The organism is Streptomyces sp. NPDC002032 (genome assembly GCF_042890765.1).
GTDB lineage: Bacteria > Actinomycetota > Actinomycetes > Streptomycetales > Streptomycetaceae > Streptomyces.
On the sequence record NZ_JBIASM010000006.1, the window covers coordinates 52,065 to 71,343 of the forward strand.

Here is a 19,279-nt window from a genome sequence, read left to right on the forward strand (position 1 = left end):
ACGATGCCCGGGCGGAGCACGGACGGAGTCTTCAGGCCGCTACGACACTCCGAAATCCCTACCTATAGGGCCCAATGCCCCGGAGCCGACAAGATCAACGACGGCGGCGGGTCCGCCCGACGCGGGCGGCCTTAGCCCGCTTGGCCGCGAACCTCACCCCACCGGGGCTTTCTCCGACCTCCACCCGGACCACGGTGGACAGCGGGTCCACGACGCCCTCGCCCACCTGGAGCACCGAGGTCTTCACCACACCGAGCTTACTGAGTGCGACCTTCGCCGCCACCAGCTCCTCCTCCGCGGTGTCGCCCTTGAGCGCCAGCATCTCCCCGTACGGACGCAGCAGCGGTACGCCCCAGCCGGCGAGCCGGTCGAGCGGAGCGACGGCCCTGGCCGTCACCACGTGCACCGGCTGGACCTTGCCGAGCATCTCCTCGGCCCGTCCGCGCACCACCGTGACGTGGTCCAGCCCCAGCAGCTCCACGGCTTCCTGGAGGAAGTTCGTGCGGCGGAGTAGGGGCTCCAAAAGGGTGATCTTCAGGTCCCGCCGGACCAGTGCGAGCGGAATGCCGGGCAGACCCGCGCCGGAACCCACGTCGCAGACGGTGACGCCCGCGGGCACCACCTCGGAAAGCACCGCGCAGTTCAGCAGGTGCCGCTCCCACAGCCGGGGAACCTCGCGCGGCCCGATCAGGCCGCGCTTGACCCCCGCATCCGCCAGCAGCTCCGCATACCGCACAGCTTCCGGGAAAAACTCACCGAACACCGCGCGCGCCTCTTCAGGCGCCGGGGGAAGCTCAGCTGCCTCCGTCACGGGGACCGTCCTTCCGTACAGAACCGCTCACAGAACCGCTCACGCCAATACCGTGCCGTTCAACTGTCAGGCTTACAAACATCGGCCCCGCCTGCGACACAGACGGGGCCGACGCACAACGTTCCGGTCAGGCCGGAAGCACAACGACGAAGCGCTGCGGCTCCTCGCCCTCGGACTCGCTCTTCAGACCGGCGGCCGCCACGGCGTCGTGGACGACCTTGCGCTCGAAGGGGGTCATCGGGGCCAGCTTCAGGGGCTCGCCCGACGCCTTCACGTCCTCCGCGGCCTTGGCGCCCACGGCCGCGAGCTCCTCGCGCTTCTTCGCCCGGAAACCGGCGATGTCGAGCATCAGCCGGCTGCGGTCCCCGGTCTCCCGGTGCACGGCCAGGCGGGTCAGCTCCTGGAGGGCTTCCAGGACCTCACCGTCACGACCCACGAGCTTGTTCAGGTCCCGGCCGGCGGAGTCGCTCACGATCGACACCGCGGCACGGTCGGCCTCGACGTCCATGTCGATGTCGCCGTCGAGGTCCGCGATGTCCAGCAGACCCTCAAGGTAGTCGGCCGCGATCTCGCCCTCCTGCTCCAGGCGGGTCAGGGTGTCGCCACTCTCAGCGGCGGCGGTGGTGGTGCCTTCCGTCACGGGAGGGACTCCTTCTACTTATTGGAGGGCTTGCTGGGGGGCGGCGTCTGGCGCTTCGACTTCGACTGCCGCTTCGGCTGCTGGCGCTTGGTCGCGACACCGCCGCTCGCCGCGTCCGCGTCGGCGGTGGCCACGGAACTCTTGACCACCGAGCCGTCCGACTGGGCGGCCATGCCCTGCTTCGTCAGCGCGGTGATGAACTTCCGCTCGTTGTCGTTGCGGTCCGGCCCCTTGGCCACGATCGCCGCGACGATCTTCTTCTTGCCCCGGCCCTTGACGTCACCGTGGGTGGAGACGTGCTTCAGGAGGCGGGTCAGGTACTGGTCCTGCGCCTTGCTGCCCGGCGTCGGGTTCTGGCTGATCACGTACATCTGCTGGCCCATGGTCCACACGTTGGTGGTCAGCCAGTAGACGAGGACGCCGACGGGGAAGTTGATGCCCATCACCGCGAAGATCAGCGGGAAGATGTACATCAGCATCTTCTGCTGCTGCATGAAGGGGGTCTTGACCGAGAGGTCGACGTTCTTCTGCATCAGCTGGCGCTGCGTGTAGAACTGCGACAGCGACATCATGATGATCATGACCGCGGTGACGATGCGTACATCGGTGATCGAGGCGCCGAGGGCCTCGACCTTGCTCGCGGAGTCCGTGAACTTCGCCGCGAGCGGCGCCCCGAAGATGTGCGCCTGACGGGCGCTGGCCAGCAGCGACTGGTCGATGACGCCGATGGTCTGACCGTTGGCGATGGCCGAAAGCACGTGGTAAAGCGCGAAGAAGAACGGGGACTGCGCCAGGATGGGAAGGCACGAGGAGAGCGGGTTGGTACCCGTCTCCTTGTACAGCTTCATCATCTCTTCGGACTGACGCTGCTTGTCGTTCTTGTAGCGCTCCTGGATCGCCTTCATCTTCGGCTGGAGCGCCTGCATGCCACGCGTCGCCTTGATCTGCTTCACGAAGAGCGGGATCAGGCAGATACGGATCAGGATCACCAGGGACACGATGGACAGGCCCCAGGCCCACCCACTGTCCGCACCGAAGATCGCCCCGTACAGGCTGTGGAACTGGACGATGACCCACGACACGGGTGTGGTGATAAAGCTGAACAGACTGGCAATCGTGTCCACTAATCAGGCTCCTTGAGCATTGCGAGATCTACGCAACGCACTGCGCAGCTGCTCGTGCCAACGCGGGCGTTTCCGGGGTGGGACATGATCCACACCACCCGGGGACCACGGATTGCACCGCAGGATCCGCCAGGCGGTCAGAACCGTCCCCTTCACCGCACCATGCCGGTCGATGGCCGTGTACCCGTAGTGCGAACACGACGGGTAGTAGCGGCACACCGGCCCGAGCAGCGGACTGATCGTCCACTGGTACAGCTTGATCAAAGCGAGCAGCGGGTACTTCATCGAGCCACGCCTCCCAGTAGCCGCGCCAAGGCGGCATCCAGGTCACGGGCCAGCTCGTCCACGCCGGCGTCGCCCGCTCCGGGCAGGGCCCGTACCACCACCAGGCTACCGGCGGGCAGCTGGGCCAGCCGATCGCGCACGAGGTGCCGCAGACGGCGCTTGACCCGGTTCCGGACGACGGCGACGCCGACGGCCTTGCTGACGACGAAACCCGCACGCGGCGAGGGATCGATCTCCCCCGGCTCGTGCGGGTCCGTTGCACCGCTGGTACGTAGGTGGACGACGAGGAGGGGGCGTCCTGCCCGCCTGCCCCGCCGTACCGCGCTCGCGAAGTCCTCGCGCCGCCTCAGCCGATTTTCGGGAGACAGCACGACGTCACGATCCGCGCGTGGTTACGCGGAAAGGGCGGCGCGGCCCTTGCCACGACGGTTCGCGAGGATCGCGCGACCGGCACGGGTACGCATCCGCAGGCGGAAGCCGTGGGTCTTGGCGCGACGGCGGTTGTTCGGCTGGAAGGTGCGCTTGCTCACTCGGGGGCTCCAGAGAATGAATCGTGTATGGCGTTACATCGCCTGGCTGTCACCGTGCGCCCACGAGGAACTCGCGTGTTCGCCCGAGTGGACACCGCTAAACGGCCACGGTCAGTGACCTTCGCCCATCGGTAGGCAGGCGGCAGCAGCCATCGATAATTCGACCTCGTTACGGTACGCGCGGCTACGCCATCCGGTCAAACCGAGGTCGCCCTGCCGCACACTGTGCACAGGCTGTGGACAACGACTTGAACCGTACCCACCGGCCTGACTACCGTTGTGTGATCCCGGATTTTTTGTCCCGACCGTCCCAAAGAACCACACATTCGTGGGACCCGGGACCTGTGAGAGAGCGTGCTCTGTGGCTGACGTACCTGCCGATCTTGCCGCAGTGTGGCCACGCGTGCTCGAGAAGCTGCTCGGGGAGGGTCAGCAGGGGATCGAGCCCAAGGACAAGCAGTGGGTGGAGCGATGCCAGCCACTGGCCCTCGTCGCCGACACCGCTCTGCTCGCCGTGCCCAACGAATGGGGCAAGCGGGTCCTGGAGGGGCGCCTGGCCCCGCTCATCAGCGATGCCCTCAGCCGTGAGTGCGGACGGCCGATCCGGATCGCGATCACCGTGGACGACTCCGCCGGCGAGCCCGCGCCGCCGGCCCCGTCCGCCTCCGGGCAGCGCGAGGGCTACGAGCCGTACGGCGGCCAGCGCACCGGCGGCCACACCGGCCCCGGCGACGACCAGCTCCCCACGGCCCGCCCCGCCTACCCCGAGTACCAGCAGCAGCGTCCGGAGCCCGGCTCCTGGCCGCGCGGGGGACAGGACGACTACGGCTGGCAGCAGCCGCGCCTGGGCGGCTTCCCCGAGCGCGATCCGTACGCCTCTCCGCAGCCCGGATACCTCCAGCAGTCGGAGCCCGGCGGCTACGAGCAGAACTCCTACGACCAGGGCACGTACGAGCAGCAGAAGTACGAACAGCAGAAATACGAGCAACAGAAGTACGAGCAGCAGTCCTACGAGCAGCAGCAGTACGAGCAGCCGGCTCCGCGGCAGGCCCCCGGCCGGCCCGCGCCGCCGCCGGCCCCGTCCGGCGGTTCGACGTCCGGCCCGCTGGAGCCGACGGCCCGGCTGAACCCCAAGTACCTCTTCGACACCTTCGTCATCGGCGCCTCCAACCGGTTCGCGCACGCGGCCGCGGTGGCCGTCGCCGAGGCGCCGGCGAAGGCGTACAACCCCCTCTTCATCTACGGGGAGTCGGGCCTCGGCAAGACGCACCTGCTGCACGCCATCGGGCACTACGCGCGCAGCCTCTACCCCGGCACCCGGGTGCGGTACGTGAGCTCGGAGGAGTTCACCAACGAGTTCATCAACTCCATCCGCGACGGCAAGGGCGACGCCTTCCGCAAGCGCTACCGCGAGATGGACATCCTGCTCGTCGACGACATCCAGTTCCTCGCGAGCAAGGAGTCGACGCAGGAGGAGTTCTTCCACACCTTCAATACGCTCCACAACGCCAACAAGCAGATCGTGCTGTCCTCGGACCGGCCGCCCAAGCAGCTCGTGACCCTGGAGGACCGGCTCCGCAACCGCTTCGAGTGGGGCCTGATCACCGACGTCCAGCCGCCCGAGCTGGAGACCCGGATCGCGATCCTGCGCAAGAAGGCCGTGCAGGAGCAGCTCAACGCCCCGCCGGAGGTCCTGGAGTTCATCGCCTCCCGCATCTCGCGCAACATCCGCGAGCTGGAGGGGGCGCTGATCAGGGTGACGGCCTTCGCGAGCCTGAACCGGCAGCCGGTCGACCTGGGTCTGACCGAGGACGTCCTCAAGAACCTGATCCCGGGCGGCGAGGACAGCGCGCCCGAGATCACCGCCTCCGACATCATGGCGGCCACCGCCGACTACTTCGGGCTCACCGTGGACGACCTGTGCGGCTCCTCGCGCAGCCGGGTCCTGGTGACCGCCCGGCAGATCGCCATGTACCTGTGCCGGGAGCTGACGGACCTGTCGCTGCCCAAGATCGGGGCCCAGTTCGGCGGCCGCGACCACACGACCGTCATGCACGCCGACCGCAAGATCCGCGCGCTGATGGCCGAACGCCGCTCCATCTACAACCAGGTAACGGAGCTCACCAACCGCATCAAGAACGGCTGACGACGGCCCCCCGGCGGTGGCGTCAGGGGCTCTTCACACCCCACGACAGGGCGCACCCGGATCGAACCGGGGGCGCCCTTCTTCGTCCGTGCGCCCCTGGTCTGTTCGAATACGCCCCCTGGGGAGGCGGTCATCCACAGATTCGCCGACTTTCTTCCGTCCACAGCCTGAGGACAGTTTCCACTACCCACAATTTGTCCACAGGCGAGCGGGTTGAGGGACCATCAAAGCAGGTCAGCTGCCTGTGTACTTGTGCGCAAGAGTCATCCACAGCCTGTGGACAGAAAAATCATCCACAGGCTCGTCCACGCCTCTGTCCACCGGAGACCCACAGGTTCCCGCGTCCTGTGCACAGGACGCGAGGGGTTCTCCACACCGTTGTCCACTGTTCGGCAACGAGCCACCCCCCGTCACCGTCGCGAGTGAAAGCCGTCACACGGATGTCGACGTTTGCTGTGTGGACGACTGGGGAAAAGCTGGGGACACACCTGTGGAGTACCGGGGGTCTCCTGGGGACGGCCTGTGCAGAACTTTTCGTTCTCCACAGGGACACCGTGTTGTCCACCGGTGCCGCCCACAGGGTGTGGGGATAAAAAACAGGGGTTGACCTGGGAAAACGGGCTTATCCACCGTTTCCACAGGCCCTACTACTACCCCCATAGAGAGTTAGGCCGGATTCGGTTTTCAAGCAGGTCCTGTGCACAACTCGTCGATCGGCCGCCCCGACGCCTCGCTCCCGACTTGACCGCCAGCCGCGACGACTGTCGGCGCCGTACGTCAGACTGGTCCCCGGCATCGGTCGAGGCATCGACGAGCCGACGACGAAGGCCGGCAGACGAGCGAGCAACAGCAGGAGGCGGTTCCGGTGAAGATCCGGGTGGAACGCGACGTACTCGCGGAGGCGGTGGCCTGGGCTGCACGCAGCCTCCCGGCCCGGCCGCCGGTACCCGTGCTCGCGGGCCTGCTGCTGAAGGCCGAGGAGGGCACGCTGTCCCTCTCCGGCTTCGACTACGAGGTCTCGGCCCGCGTCTCCGTCGAGGCGGACGTCGAGGAGGACGGCACCGTCCTGGTCTCCGGCCGGCTGCTCGCCGACATCTGCCGCGCCCTCCCCAACCGCCCGGTGGAGATTTCCACAGACGGTGTACGGGCGACCGTGGTCTGCGGCTCCTCCCGGTTCACCCTCCACACCCTGCCGGTGGAGGAGTACCCCGCCCTGCCCGAGATGCCCACCGCGACCGGCACCGTGCCCGGCGAGGTCTTCGCCTCCGCCGCGGCCCAGGTCGCCATCGCCGCCGGACGCGACGACACGCTGCCCGTGCTGACCGGTGTCCGCATCGAGATCGAGGGCGACCGCGTCACCCTGGCCTCCACCGACCGCTACCGCTTCGCGGTCCGCGAGTTCCTGTGGAAGCCGGAGAACCCGGACGCCTCCGCCGTGGCCCTGGTGCCCGCCAAGACCCTGCTGGACACCGCCAAGTCCCTCACCAGCGGTGACACCGTCACCCTGGCGCTCTCCGGCTCCGGCCACGGCGAGGGCCTGATCGGCTTCGAGGGCGCGGGCCGCCGCACCACCACCCGGCTGCTCGAAGGCGACCTGCCGAAGTACCGCACGCTCTTCCCGACCGAGTTCAACTCCGTCGCGGTGATCGAGACCGCCCCGTTCGTCGAGGCCGTCAAGCGCGTGGCCCTGGTCGCCGAGCGCAACACGCCGGTCCGCCTCAGCTTCGAGCAGGGCGTCCTGATCCTGGAAGCCGGGTCCAGCGACGATGCACAGGCTGTGGAACGCGTCGACGCGAACCTGGAGGGCGACGACATCTCGATCGCCTTCAACCCGACCTTCCTGCTGGACGGCCTGAGCGCGATCGACTCGCCGGCGGCCCAGCTCAGCTTCACCACGTCCACCAAGCCCGCGCTGCTCAGCGGCCGTCCGGCCGTCGACGCCGAGGCCGACGAGGCGTACAAGTACCTGATCATGCCGGTGCGCCTCTCCGGCTGACGCCCCGCGCACACCGACGCCGGGCCCGGTCTCGCCGCCTGCGGGGGCCGGGCCCGCCGTCGTGCGGAGCGGGCCCCGCCGCGCGGCCCGGCGTAGGCTCGGATCCGGTGGGCACCCCGCGACCGGGGAGCCCCCGAACAGGCAAAGACGGCCCCAACGCGTAAGGAAGCACCTGATGGAGCTCGGTCTCGTCGGTCTCGGCAAGATGGGCGGCAACATGCGCGAGCGCATCCGCCGCGCAGGCCACACCGTCATCGGATTCGACCGCAACCCGGACCTCGCCGATGTCCACAGCCTGCGGGAGCTTGTGGACAGCCTGCAGTCCCCCCGCGTGGTGTGGGTGATGGTCCCGGCGGGCGCCGCCACCCAGTCCACCGTCGACGAGCTGGCGGAACTGCTCTCCCCCGGCGACATCGTGGTCGACGGCGGCAACTCCCGCTGGACCGACGACGAGAAGCACGCCGAGGAGCTGAAGGCCAAGGGCATCGGCTTCGTCGACTGCGGCGTCTCCGGCGGCGTCTGGGGCCTGGAGAACGGCTACGCGCTGATGTACGGCGGCGACGAGAAGCACGTCGCCGCGGTCCAGCCCGTCTTCGACGCCCTCAAGCCCGAGGGTGACTTCGGCGCCGTACACGCCGGCAAGGTCGGCGCGGGCCACTTCGCGAAGATGGTCCACAACGGCATCGAGTACGCCATGATGCAGGCCTACGCTGAGGGCTGGGAGCTGCTGGAGAAGGTGGACTCGGTCACCGACGTCCGCGAGGTGTTCCGGTCCTGGCAGGAGGGCACGGTCATCCGTTCCTGGCTGCTCGACCTGGCCGTGAACGCGCTGGACGAGGACGAGCACCTGGAGCAGCTCAGGGGCTTCGCGCAGGACTCGGGCGAGGGACGCTGGACGGTCGAGGCCGCGATCGACAACGCGGTGCCGCTGCCCGCGATCACCGCCTCGCTGTTCGCCCGCTTCGCCTCGCGCCAGGAGGACTCGCCGCAGATGAAGATGATCGCCGCGCTGCGCAACCAGTTCGGCGGCCACGCGGTCGAGAAGAAGTAGCCGGGCCGGCCGCCACCGCGGCGGCCGGGCACCACGGCACCACGGCAGCACAGCAGCACACAGCACCACTGAGCACAGCAGCAGGAAGCCGGGGGAGGTCGGCGCCGAATGCACGTTTCGCATCTCTCACTGGCCGACTTCCGCTCGTACGCCCGGGCCGAGGTTCCCCTCGCCCCGGGCGTCACGGCTTTCGTGGGGCCCAACGGGCAGGGCAAGACGAACCTCGTGGAGGCCATCGGCTACCTGGCCACCCTGGGCAGCCACCGCGTCTCCTCGGACGCCCCCCTCGTCCGGATGGGCGCCGACCGGGCCGTCGTCCGCGCCGCCGTCACCCAGGGCGAACGCCAGCAGCTGGTGGAGCTGGAGCTGAACCCCGGCCGCGCCAACCGCGCCCGGATCAACCGGTCCTCGCAGGTCAGACCCCGTGACGTGCTGGGGATCGTACGCACCGTGCTGTTCGCCCCCGAGGACCTGGCCCTGGTCAAGGGCGATCCGGGAGAGCGGCGCCGCTTCCTCGACGAGCTCGTCACCGCCCGCTCACCGCGCATGGCGGCCGTCCGCTCCGACTACGAGCGCGTCCTCAAGCAGCGCAACACCCTGCTGAAGTCCACCGCGATGGCCCGCCGCCACGGCGGCCGCTCCATGGACCTGTCCACCCTCGACGTGTGGGACCAGCACCTGGCCCGCGCCGGGGCGGAGCTCCTCGCGCACCGCCTCGACCTGCTCACGACCCTGCTGCCGCTGGCCGACAAGGCCTACGAGCAGGTCGCGCCCGGCGGCGGCCCGCTCGGGCTCGGCTACAAGTCCTCGGCCGGCGAGCCGGTCGACAGCGGCGCGGCCCGCAGCCGCGAGGACCTGTACGGGGTCCTGCTGGCGGCCCTGTCCGAGGTGCGCAAGCAGGAGATCGAGCGCGGCGTCACCCTCGTGGGCCCGCACCGCGACGATGTCCTGCTGCGCCTGGGCGACCTGCCCGCGAAGGGGTACGCCAGCCACGGCGAATCCTGGTCGTACGCGCTCGCCCTGCGGCTGGCCTCGTACGAGCTGCTGCGCTCCGAGGGGGCCGAGCCGGTGCTGATCCTGGACGACGTCTTCGCGGAGCTGGACGCGCGCCGCCGCGAGCGGCTGGCGGAACTGGTCGCTCCGGCCGAGCAGGTGCTGGTGACGGCAGCGGTGGACGACGACGTTCCGGGGGTGCTGACGGGCATCCGGTTCGCGGTCTCCGGCGGTGAGGTGACCCGGCTGTGAGCGCGGGCGAGGACGGTCAGGACAAGCGCAGGGCCCCGGAGCCTTCCGGGGTCGACCTCGCGCGGCAGGCGCTGGCCGCCGCCCGCGAGCAGGCCCGGGCCCGCGGCAACGCGGCGACCGGACGCAAGCGCCAGCAGCAGCCGGGGCTGCGCTCCGGCGCGCGGGCGGACGGCCGCGACCCGATGCCGCTCATGGCGGCCCTGGACCGGCTGCGCACCGAGCGCGGCTGGGAGATGCCGATCGCGGTGGCCGGGGTGATGGAGCGCTGGGCGGAGATCGTCGGCCCGGAGATCGCCGCGCACTGCGAACCGGAGCGCTACGAGGACCGTGAGCTCCTCGTACGGTGCGACTCCTCGGCCTGGGCCGCGCAGCTGAAGCTGCTGGCCCCGCAGCTGGTGGCGCGGCTCAACGCGGACCTGGGACAGGGCACGGTCCGGCTGATCAAGGTGCAGGGGCCCGGTGGCCGGCCCAAGCGGTACGGACCCTGGCGCAGCCCCGGCAGCACGGGCCCGGGCGACACCTACGGCTGAGGGCCCCCGCCGCCCGCTCACCTCCTGCCTCCACCCCCGCCCCGCCCCCGCCCCACCGTTCCGCGCCCCGCGGCCCCCGCTCCCGTACGGCTGCGGCAGGCGTCCGCGGGCACGCCGCCGCGCCTTCCCCGCCCGGCCCGGCCCCGGCGTGGCGTCCCCGTTCCCGTGGTGTCCCTCACGGTAGCCGCGGGTTGACAGGCCGAAGCGCTGGATGCCCGCGTGAGCCACTTTGAGCCCCTCCCTGGATATGGGGAGTCGGAGAGAGGAGGTTCAGGGCGGCACATGCGTACTCAGGTACCGGCAAACCCCCATTCATGTCCGTGGTACCGGTAGACTGGAGACAATCCCGCCCGTTCGCGGGGTTGACGCAGACAACGCAGATCGACGCGGCCGCTCCGCCGGTGTACATGCTGGTCCGGAGTACGGGCTGCGCTGTGCCAGAGAGGGCGCTTCGTGGCCGATTCCGGCGACTCCAACGAGAAGAATTACGACGCCAGTGCGATCCAGGTCCTCGAGGGCCTGGACGCGGTCCGCAAGCGGCCGGGTATGTACATCGGATCGACCGGCGAGCGTGGCCTGCACCACCTCGTCTACGAGGTCGTGGACAACTCGGTCGACGAGGCGCTGGCCGGGCACGCGGACACGATCGACGTGACGATCCTCGCCGACGGCGGCGTGCGCGTGATCGACAACGGCCGTGGCATCCCGGTCGGCATCGTGCCGTCCGAGGGGAAGCCGGCCGTCGAGGTCGTCCTCACGGTCCTGCACGCGGGCGGCAAGTTCGGCGGCGGCGGCTACGCCGTCTCCGGCGGTCTGCACGGCGTCGGCGTCTCCGTCGTGAACGCACTGTCGACCAAGGTCGCGGTCGAGGTCAAGACGGACGGCCACCGCTGGACCCAGGACTACAAGCTGGGCGTCCCGACGGCCCCGCTGGCCAAGAACGAGGAGACCGCCGAGACCGGCACCTCGGTCACCTTCTGGGCCGACGGCGACATCTTCGAGACGACCGAGTACTCCTTCGAGACGCTCTCGCGCCGCTTCCAGGAGATGGCCTTCCTCAACAAGGGCCTGACCCTGACGTTGACGGACGAGCGCGAGTCGGCGAAGGCCACCGTCGGCGCGGACGACCCCGAGGCGGACACGGCCGAGCCCACCGCGCGCACGGTGAAGTACTACTACGAGGGCGGCATCGTCGACTTCGTGAAGTACCTCAACTCGCGCAAGGGCGAGCTGATCCACCCGACCGTCATCGACGTCGAGGCCGAGGACAAGGAGCGCATGCTCTCGGTCGAGATCGCGATGCAGTGGAACTCGCAGTACACGGAGGGGGTCTACTCCTTCGCGAACACGATCCACACGCACGAGGGCGGCACCCACGAGGAGGGCTTCCGCGCGGCGCTGACCGGCCTGGTCAACCGCTACGCGCGCGAGAAGAAGTTCCTCCGCGAGAAGGACGACAACCTCGCCGGCGAGGACATCCGCGAGGGTCTGACCGCGATCATCTCGGTGAAGCTGGGCGAGCCGCAGTTCGAGGGCCAGACGAAGACCAAGCTGGGCAACACGGAGGCCAAGACCTTCGTGCAGAAGGTCGTCCACGAGCACCTCAACGACTGGTTCGACCGTAACCCGGTCGAGGCCGCGGACATCATCCGCAAGTCGATCCAGGCGGCCACCGCCCGCGTCGCGGCCCGCAAGGCCCGTGACCTGACCCGCCGCAAGGGCCTCCTGGAGAGCGCCTCGCTGCCGGGCAAGCTGTCCGACTGCCAGTCGAACGACCCGACGAAGTGCGAGATCTTCATCGTCGAGGGCGACTCCGCCGGCGGCAGCGCGAAGTCCGGCCGCAACCCGATGTACCAGGCCATCCTGCCGATCCGCGGCAAGATCCTGAACGTCGAGAAGGCGCGCATCGACAAGATCCTCCAGAACACCGAGGTCCAGGCGCTGATCAGCGCCTTCGGCACGGGCGTGCACGAGGACTTCGACATCGAGAAGCTCCGCTATCACAAGATCATCCTGATGGCGGACGCCGACGTCGACGGCCAGCACATCAACACCCTGCTGCTGACCTTCCTGTTCCGCTTCATGCGGCCGCTGGTCGAGGCCGGGCACGTGTACCTGTCCCGGCCGCCGCTCTACAAGATCAAGTGGGGCCGCGACGACTTCGAGTACGCGTACTCCGACCGCGAGCGCGACGCCCTGGTCGAACTGGGCAAGCAGAACGGCAAGCGGATCCGGGAGGACTCGATCCAGCGCTTCAAGGGTCTGGGCGAGATGAACGCCGAGGAGCTGCGCGTCACCACCATGGACGTGGACCACCGCGTGCTCGGCCAGGTCACCCTGGACGACGCCGCGCAGGCCGACGACCTGTTCTCGGTGCTGATGGGTGAGGACGTCGAAGCCCGGCGCTCCTTCATCCAGCGCAACGCCAAGGACGTTCGCTTCCTCGACATCTGAGTCGGCTCAGCTGACCGCCTGAAAGGACTTCTGACCAGCAATGGCCGACGAAACCACCCCCACCGCGGAGAACGCCGAGAACGCCGCGGAGGAGCAGCCCGTGATGCGCATCGAGCCCGTCGGGCTCGAGACGGAGATGCAGCGCTCCTATCTCGACTACGCGATGTCCGTCATCGTCTCCCGCGCCCTGCCCGACGTACGGGACGGCCTCAAGCCCGTCCACCGCCGCGTGCTGTACGCGATGTACGACGGCGGCTACCGGCCCGAGAAGGGCTTCTACAAGTGCGCCCGCGTCGTCGGCGACGTCATGGGCACCTACCACCCGCACGGTGACAGCTCCATCTACGACGCGCTCGTGCGACTCGCCCAGCCGTGGTCGATGCGCATGCCGCTGGTGGACAGCAACGGCAACTTCGGCTCCCCGGGCAACGACCCGGCCGCCGCGATGCGCTACACCGAGTGCAAGCTGATGCCGCTGGCCATGGAGATGCTCCGGGACATCGACGAGGAGACCGTCGACTTCACGGACAACTACGACGGCCGCAACCAGGAGCCCACCGTCCTGCCGGCGCGGTTCCCGAACCTGCTGGTCAACGGCAGCGCCGGCATCGCGGTCGGCATGGCCACCAACATCCCGCCGCACAACCTCCGCGAGGTCGCGGCGGGCGCGCAGTGGGCGCTGGAGCACCCGGAGGCCACGCACGAGGAGCTCCTGGACGCCCTCCTGGAGCGCATCAAGGGCCCCGACTTCCCCTCGGGCGCGCTGGTCGTGGGCCGCAAGGGCATCGAGGAGGCGTACCGGACCGGTCGCGGCTCCATCACGATGCGCGCGGTGGTGGAGGTCGAGGAGATCCAGAACCGCCAGTGCCTGGTGGTCACGGAGCTCCCGTACCAGACCAACCCCGACAACCTCGCGCAGAAGATCGCCGACCTGGTGAAGGACGGCAAGATCGGCGGCATCGCGGACGTCCGCGACGAGACCTCGTCCCGGACCGGTCAGCGCCTGGTGATCGTGCTCAAGCGCGACGCCGTCGCCAAGGTCGTGCTGAACAACCTCTACAAGCACACCGACCTCCAGACGAACTTCGGCGCGAACATGCTGGCGCTGGTGGACGGGGTGCCGCGCACCCTGTCGATCGACGCGTTCATCCGCCACTGGGTGCAGCACCAGATCGAGGTCATCGTCCGGCGCACGAAGTTCCGCCTGCGCAAGGCGGAGGAGCGCGCCCACATCCTGCGCGGTCTGCTCAAGGCGCTGGACGCGATCGACGAGGTCATCGCCCTCATCCGGCGCAGCAACACGGTCGAGATCGCGCGCGAGGGCCTGATGGGCCTGCTGGAGATCGACGAGATCCAGGCGAACGCGATCCTGGAGATGCAGCTGCGCCGCCTGGCGGCCCTGGAGCGGCAGAAGATCGTCGCCGAGCACGACGAGCTCCAGGCCAAGATCAACGAGTACAACTCGATCCTGGCCTCGCCGGAGAAGCAGCGCTCGATCGTCAGCGAGGAACTGGCGGCGATCGTCGAGAAGTTCGGCGACGACCGGCGTTCCAAGCTGGTGCCCTTCGACGGCGACATGTCCATGGAGGACCTGATCGCCGAAGAGGACATCGTCGTCACCATCACGCACGGCGGCTACGTCAAGCGCACCAAGACCGAGGACTACCGCTCGCAGAAGCGCGGCGGCAAGGGCGTGCGCGGCACGAAGCTGAAGCAGGACGACCTGGTCGACCACTTCTTCGTCTCCACCACGCACCACTGGCTGCTGTTCTTCACGAACAAGGGCCGCGTCTACCGGTCCAAGGCGTACGAGCTCCCGGACGCCGGCCGCGACGCGCGCGGCCAGCACGTGGCGAACCTGCTGGCCTTCCAGCCGGACGAGAAGATCGCCCAGATCCTCGCGATCCGCGACTACGAGGCGGCGCCCTACCTGATCCTGGCCACCAAGGGCGGCCTGGTGAAGAAGACGGCGCTCAAGGACTACGACTCGCCCCGTTCGGGTGGCGTCATCGCGATCAACCTCCGGGAGACCGAGAGCGGCGGCGACGACGAGCTGATCGGCGCCGAGCTGGTGTCCGCGGACGACGACCTGCTGCTCATCAGCAAGAAGGCGCAGTCGATCCGCTTCACCGCGACCGACGACGCGCTGCGCCCGATGGGCCGTGCCACCTCCGGTGTGAAGGGCATGAGTTTCCGGGAAGGCGACGAGCTGCTCTCGATGAGTGTCGTCCGGCCCGGTACCTTCGTCTTCACCGCGACCGACGGCGGCTACGCCAAGCGGACGGCAGTGGACGAGTACCGCGTCCAGGGCCGTGGTGGTCTTGGCATCAAGGCCGCCAAGATCGTCGAAGACCGCGGGTCGCTCGTCGGCGCGCTGGTGGTCGACGAAACGGACGAGATTCTCGCCATCACCCTCGGCGGTGGTGTGATCCGTACGCGCGTCAACGAAGTCAGGGAGACGGGCCGTGACACCATGGGCGTCCAGCTGATCAACCTGGGCAAGCGCGATGCCGTGGTCGGCATCGCTCGTAACGCCGAGGCCGGTCAGGAAGCTGACGAGGTCGACGAGATCGAGACAGAGATCGAGGCCGGGGCAGCCGACGGACAGGCCGCCGAGGCCGCCGAGGGCATCGAGCCCCCGGCTGGGGAGCACGAGGAGTAAGCGTGAGTGGAGCCACGGGCGCCGGACCGGCCAAGACTGGAGCGAACGGTGCCCGTGGCCCCGCCGCGGACTCCACGGGGGGACAAGGGGGAACGGTGACGGACACCCGGGAACCGCAGCCGGAAGCACAGCCGGCCGCGAAGTCGAAGACGAAGCCGAAGGCCGCCACCCAGGGCAAGGAGCGCGGCGGCCAGCCCTACCAGCCCCCGCAGGCGTACGCGGCCCCCAAGGGCCCCGGCGCGCAGCGGGGCGCCCCGGGCACCCGTACGGCGCCCAGGACGCGCAAGGCGCGGCTGCGGGTGGCCAAGGCCGACCCGTGGTCGGTGATGAAGGTCAGCTTCCTGCTGTCCATCGCGCTCGGCGTGTGCACGGTCGTCGCGTCGGTGGTGCTGTGGATGGTCATGGACGCCATGGGCATCTTCTCGACCGTCGGCGGCACCATCAGCGAGGCCACCGGATCCAACGAGAGCAACGGGTTCGACCTCCAGTCGTTCCTGTCGCTGCCGCGCGTACTGATCTTCACCTCGGTGATCGCGGTCATCGACGTGGTGCTGATGACGGCCCTGGCGACGCTGGGCTCCTTCATCTACAACCTGTCGGCGGGCTTCGTGGGCGGCGTGGAGCTCACGCTCGCCGAGGACGAATGACCTGCGCGGACGCCCCGTAGGAAGCGATTTTGGCTCGACCCCGTCTGTGCGCTAATCTTCAGGAGTCAGCGCGCAGCGCGGATGGGGCTATAGCTCAGTTGGTTAGAGCGCATCCCTGATAAGGATGAGGCCACAGGTTCAAATCCTGTTAGCCCCACAGTGTCGAAGACCCCCAGGCCCCAGGCCTGGGGGTCTTTGTCGTTGGGCCAGTTGAGGGGTTCCAGGTAACCGATCGGTATCGGCCGGTGTGTATTGTTGGGCGCCAGAAGTCCCCAACGTCAACGAAAGACGAGGTCGCGCGGTGAAGAAGCTGCTCCTGGTCGCACTGGCCGCCATCGGCGGGCTCCTCGTGTACCGCCAGATCCAGGCGGACCGCGCCGAGCAGGACCTGTGGACGGAGGCAACCGACTCCGTGCCCTCTGGTTCCGGCGTGTGAGACCCGCTTGATTCCATGAAGCCCCGGCTGCCGCTGCTGCCGGGGCTTCTTGCTGTCCCGGGACAGTGAGTTCCGTTATGTGAATATTGTGCTTGCGTTGGCAAAGACGGGGGTGCGGGGCGTGGGGCGGGTGCGTCGGGAACGCGGAAGGGGCGGGGCGGCGGCCCGGGCCGGGGGCCGGACCCTGCGCCGCGCACGGGCCGCGGGGCTGGTGGCCGGGCTGGTGGCGGCGCTCGCCGCCGGGCCGCCGGCGGGGGCCGCGCCGGCCGCGCAGGGGCCCGCCGCCTCGCCGCCGCCGCGGTACCGGGTGGCCGAGGGGGCCCGGCGGGTGGAGGGCGGACCCTCCACGGCGGACGCCCCGCTGCTGGAGGCGGGCGTGGTCTACGAGGACACCGCCGCCCCGGGCGAACGGGTCTACCGGCTGGGCCTGGACGACGCCTCCACCGTGTACGTCTCCGCCGTGCTGCGCCCGCCCGCCGGGAGCAGGGTGGGGTACGGGGACGGGCTGGAGGTGGAGGTGATGACCAGCGGCGGCCGGTCCTGCCCGAACAACCCGGGCCGGGGCGGCTTCGGCTACGACCCGGTCCCGCTGGCGGCGGCGGGCCAGCGGCGGCTGGAGGAGGACGCCGCATGCCAGTCGGCGGGCACGTACTACGCGAAGGTGACGCGGACGGCCGCGAAGGACTCGGACCAGTCGGCGTGGCCGGTGGAGCTGCTGGTGATGCGCGAACCGGCGCCCGCCCGGGGCAGCGCCCCCGCCCCGCCGCCGCCCGCCTCGCCCTCCCCGTCCCCGGTGCTGCCCGGCACGGACCCGGTCGCCCGCGGCGGGGGCACCGGCTTCAACGACGCCCGGGCGCTGGCCTCCGGGGTCTGGCGCGACGACCTGCGGCCCGGCCAGACGCGGTTCTACCGGGTCCCGGTGGACTGGGGGCAGCGGCTGGCGGCCGGCGCCGAGATCGCGAAGGCCCGTATGACCCGGCCGTACGGCTCGGCCTCCGACGGGCTCACCCTCTCGCTCTACACGCCCTACCGGGCGCTCGTGGCGTCGAAGGACGCCTCCTACGACGGGCGGCAGGCGGCCGTGACCCTGCCGGGGACCGTGCCGGTGGCCTACGCGAACCGCTTCTCGGACGAGGCCGTCGTGCGGCCGGTACGGGTGGCCGGCTGGTACTACCTCGCCGTCACCCTGGGCGGGAAGGTGGGCGAGTTCACCGAGGACGCCTCGCCGGTGCCGCTGACGCTACGGGTGGACGTGGACGGCAGCCCGGCCGGGGAGCCCGCGTACCGGGAGGGCCTGGCCGCCGCCGGATTCGGGGTCGGCGCGGCCGAGCGGGCCGCGGCGCGGGACGGGCTCACCGTCCCCGAGGCCCTCGCACGGGAGGACGCCCGCTCGGTGATGCGGACGGTGGCCGGCGCGGGCTTCGGGGCGGGGGCGCTGTTGCTGCTGGTGCTCGGCGGCTGGCTGCTGCTGTCCCGGCGCCGGGTCGGGCGGGACTTTGACGACAGACCCTAGATGCGGGTCAACGCCCAGACGGCGGTGGCGAAGCAGAGCAGGGCCGCCGTGAGGAGGCCGACGACGACCTTGGGCGGGGGCGGCGGAACGCGGCGGCGGGGCCGGGGTCCGGGGCTCGCGGGGTCTTCGGGGGTCGTCGGGGTCGTCGGGGGTGTCGGGGCCGCCTCCCGGCGCGGTGGGGGCGCCAGGTGGAAGCCGTCCGTCTGCTCCGCCGGGCCGAACCCGGGCGGCGGCGGTCCGAAGGCGCCGGCGGCACCGGCGAGTCCGGCGGCCGGGGTGTGCGGCGCCCGCTGCCGGGGGTCCGGCCGGGGGCCCGGAGCGGGCCTGGCCGGGGGGCCGTCCGGGCCGAAACCGGGCGGGAGCGGGCCGAGCTGGTCGAACACCTCCACCGGATCCTCGTCCGGGCCGGGCTCGGGCAGCAACTGGGCGGCCTCGGCAAGGGCCTTGCGCGCCCCCGTGGCGGTCCGGAACCGGTTGCGGGGGTCCGGGTGCAGGAGGTTCGCGATCACGTCCCACAGGGGCGCGGGGACGCCTTCGGGGGCCTCGGGGACGCCCTGGGCCGGGAACCGCTCCGCCAGGGCGCGGGAGTCGGGCTTGCGGCCCAGCATCAGGTACAGCGCGACGAGCCCCGCGGCGTAGAGGTCGGCGGGGAAGTCGGGCTCGGCGCCGCGCAGTTGCTCGGGGGCGAAGTAGCCGGGCGTGCCGACGACCAGGTCGGTCCGGGTGAGCCGGGGCTCGCCCTTGCGCACCGAGATCCCGAAGTCGGACAGCCGCAGGTGCGGCCGCCCGGTTCCGGTGGCCTCCATCAGGATGTTGGCCGGCTTGACGTCGCGGTGGACGACGCCCTCCGCGTGCACCGCCGCCAGCCCCGACAGGAGCTGGTCGAGCAGCGCGCACACGAACCGGGGCGGCAGGGCCCCGTAGTCACCGATCACGTGGGCGAGGGACCCGCCGGCGACCAGGTCCATGGTGAACAGGACCTTGTCGTCGTCTGCCGCCCAGCTGGCCGGGGCCAGCACGTGCGGGTGGTCGATGCGCAGCGCCTGCTCGCGCACGAAGCGCAGCAGGGTGTGGGCGTCGCCCTGGTGGAGCACCTTCGCGGCGATGTAGCGGCCGCGGCGGTGGTCCCACGCCCGCCAGACGGCTCCCGCCCCGCCCCGTCCGACCGGGTCGATCAGTTCGTACCGGCCGGCGAAGACCTCACCCATC

17 protein-coding genes and 1 tRNA gene are annotated in these 19,279 nt (G+C 70.1%); 11 read left to right on the top strand and 7 right to left on the bottom strand.

Annotated elements, in window-relative coordinates; translation table 11 throughout:
* Positions 1-94: 94 nt before the first annotated feature.
* The 6 genes from rsmG to rpmH form a co-directional block, all read right to left on the bottom strand.
* Positions 95-811 (bottom strand): 16S rRNA (guanine(527)-N(7))-methyltransferase RsmG, encoded by a 717-nt coding sequence (gene rsmG / locus ACFYYT_RS16175; protein ID WP_351822096.1) that lies wholly within the window; start codon positions 809-811, stop codon positions 95-97.
* A 127-nt stretch (positions 812-938) separates the two neighbouring features.
* On the bottom strand, positions 939-1,451 hold the full coding sequence (locus ACFYYT_RS16180; protein ID WP_351822093.1) for a R3H domain-containing nucleic acid-binding protein: 513 nt from the start codon (positions 1,449-1,451) through the stop codon (positions 939-941).
* A 14-nt stretch (positions 1,452-1,465) separates the two neighbouring features.
* Positions 1,466-2,575, bottom strand: coding sequence for a membrane protein insertase YidC (gene yidC / locus ACFYYT_RS16185; RefSeq protein WP_351822090.1), 1,110 nt, complete (start codon positions 2,573-2,575; stop codon positions 1,466-1,468).
* A gap of 3 nt (positions 2,576-2,578) precedes the next feature.
* Positions 2,579-2,860, bottom strand: a complete 282-nt coding sequence (gene yidD, locus ACFYYT_RS16190) for a membrane protein insertion efficiency factor YidD (protein ID WP_075970728.1) — start codon at positions 2,858-2,860, stop codon at positions 2,579-2,581.
* Positions 2,857-3,231: a ribonuclease P protein component gene (gene rnpA, locus ACFYYT_RS16195; RefSeq protein ID WP_266575660.1), complete on the bottom strand. Its 375-nt coding sequence runs from the start codon at positions 3,229-3,231 to the stop codon at positions 2,857-2,859. Before rnpA ends, yidD begins: the two co-directional genes overlap by 4 nt.
* 21 nt (positions 3,232-3,252) lie before the next feature.
* Complete coding sequence (gene rpmH, locus ACFYYT_RS16200) at positions 3,253-3,390, bottom strand: 50S ribosomal protein L34 (RefSeq protein WP_008741645.1); 138 nt, start codon at positions 3,388-3,390, stop codon at positions 3,253-3,255.
* 361 nt (positions 3,391-3,751) lie between these two features.
* Here rpmH and dnaA point away from each other — a divergent pair, with 361 nt between their 5' ends.
* The 11 genes from dnaA (at position 3,752) to ACFYYT_RS16255 (ending at position 18,070) form a co-directional block, all read left to right on the top strand.
* On the top strand, positions 3,752-5,536 hold the full coding sequence (gene dnaA, locus ACFYYT_RS16205; RefSeq protein ID WP_351822086.1) for a chromosomal replication initiator protein DnaA: 1,785 nt from the start codon (positions 3,752-3,754) through the stop codon (positions 5,534-5,536).
* An 865-nt stretch (positions 5,537-6,401) separates the two neighbouring features.
* A complete protein-coding gene (dnaN, locus tag ACFYYT_RS16210) occupies positions 6,402-7,532 on the top strand; it encodes a DNA polymerase III subunit beta (protein ID WP_351822083.1) in 1,131 nt (376 codons plus the stop codon).
* Between the two features lie 61 nt (positions 7,533-7,593).
* Entirely contained in the window at positions 7,594-8,583 is a 990-nt protein-coding gene (gene gnd / locus ACFYYT_RS16215) for a phosphogluconate dehydrogenase (NAD(+)-dependent, decarboxylating) (protein WP_385316336.1), read from the top strand.
* Positions 8,584-8,691: 108 nt separating this feature from the next.
* A complete protein-coding gene (recF, locus tag ACFYYT_RS16220; RefSeq protein WP_351822080.1) occupies positions 8,692-9,828 on the top strand; it encodes a DNA replication/repair protein RecF in 1,137 nt (378 codons plus the stop codon).
* A complete protein-coding gene (locus ACFYYT_RS16225) occupies positions 9,825-10,358 on the top strand; it encodes a DUF721 domain-containing protein (RefSeq protein WP_351822077.1) in 534 nt (177 codons plus the stop codon). The genes recF and ACFYYT_RS16225 overlap by 4 nt, the downstream gene beginning before the upstream one ends.
* A 432-nt stretch (positions 10,359-10,790) precedes the next feature.
* Positions 10,791-12,812, top strand: a complete 2,022-nt coding sequence (gyrB, locus tag ACFYYT_RS16230) for a DNA topoisomerase (ATP-hydrolyzing) subunit B (protein WP_351822220.1) — start codon at positions 10,791-10,793, stop codon at positions 12,810-12,812.
* A 40-nt stretch (positions 12,813-12,852) separates the two neighbouring features.
* Entirely contained in the window at positions 12,853-15,474 is a 2,622-nt protein-coding gene (gene gyrA, locus ACFYYT_RS16235) for a DNA gyrase subunit A (RefSeq protein ID WP_351822074.1), read from the top strand.
* 2 nt (positions 15,475-15,476) lie between these two features.
* Complete coding sequence (locus tag ACFYYT_RS16240; RefSeq protein WP_351822071.1) at positions 15,477-16,121, top strand: DUF3566 domain-containing protein; 645 nt, start codon at positions 15,477-15,479, stop codon at positions 16,119-16,121.
* An 83-nt stretch (positions 16,122-16,204) separates the two neighbouring features.
* Positions 16,205-16,278, top strand: a tRNA-Ile gene (locus ACFYYT_RS16245).
* A gap of 144 nt (positions 16,279-16,422) precedes the next feature.
* Entirely contained in the window at positions 16,423-16,557 is a 135-nt protein-coding gene (locus ACFYYT_RS16250; protein WP_208809277.1) for a DLW-39 family protein, read from the top strand.
* Between the two features lie 97 nt (positions 16,558-16,654).
* Positions 16,655-18,070, top strand: coding sequence for a hypothetical protein (locus tag ACFYYT_RS16255; protein WP_388608209.1), 1,416 nt, complete (start codon positions 16,655-16,657; stop codon positions 18,068-18,070).
* Here ACFYYT_RS16255 and ACFYYT_RS16260 read toward each other — a convergent pair.
* Complete coding sequence (locus ACFYYT_RS16260) at positions 18,067-19,278, bottom strand: serine/threonine-protein kinase (RefSeq protein ID WP_351830840.1); 1,212 nt, start codon at positions 19,276-19,278, stop codon at positions 18,067-18,069. The two genes, ACFYYT_RS16255 and ACFYYT_RS16260, sit on opposite strands and share 4 nt — an antisense overlap.
* Between the last annotated feature and the right edge of the window lies 1 nt (position 19,279).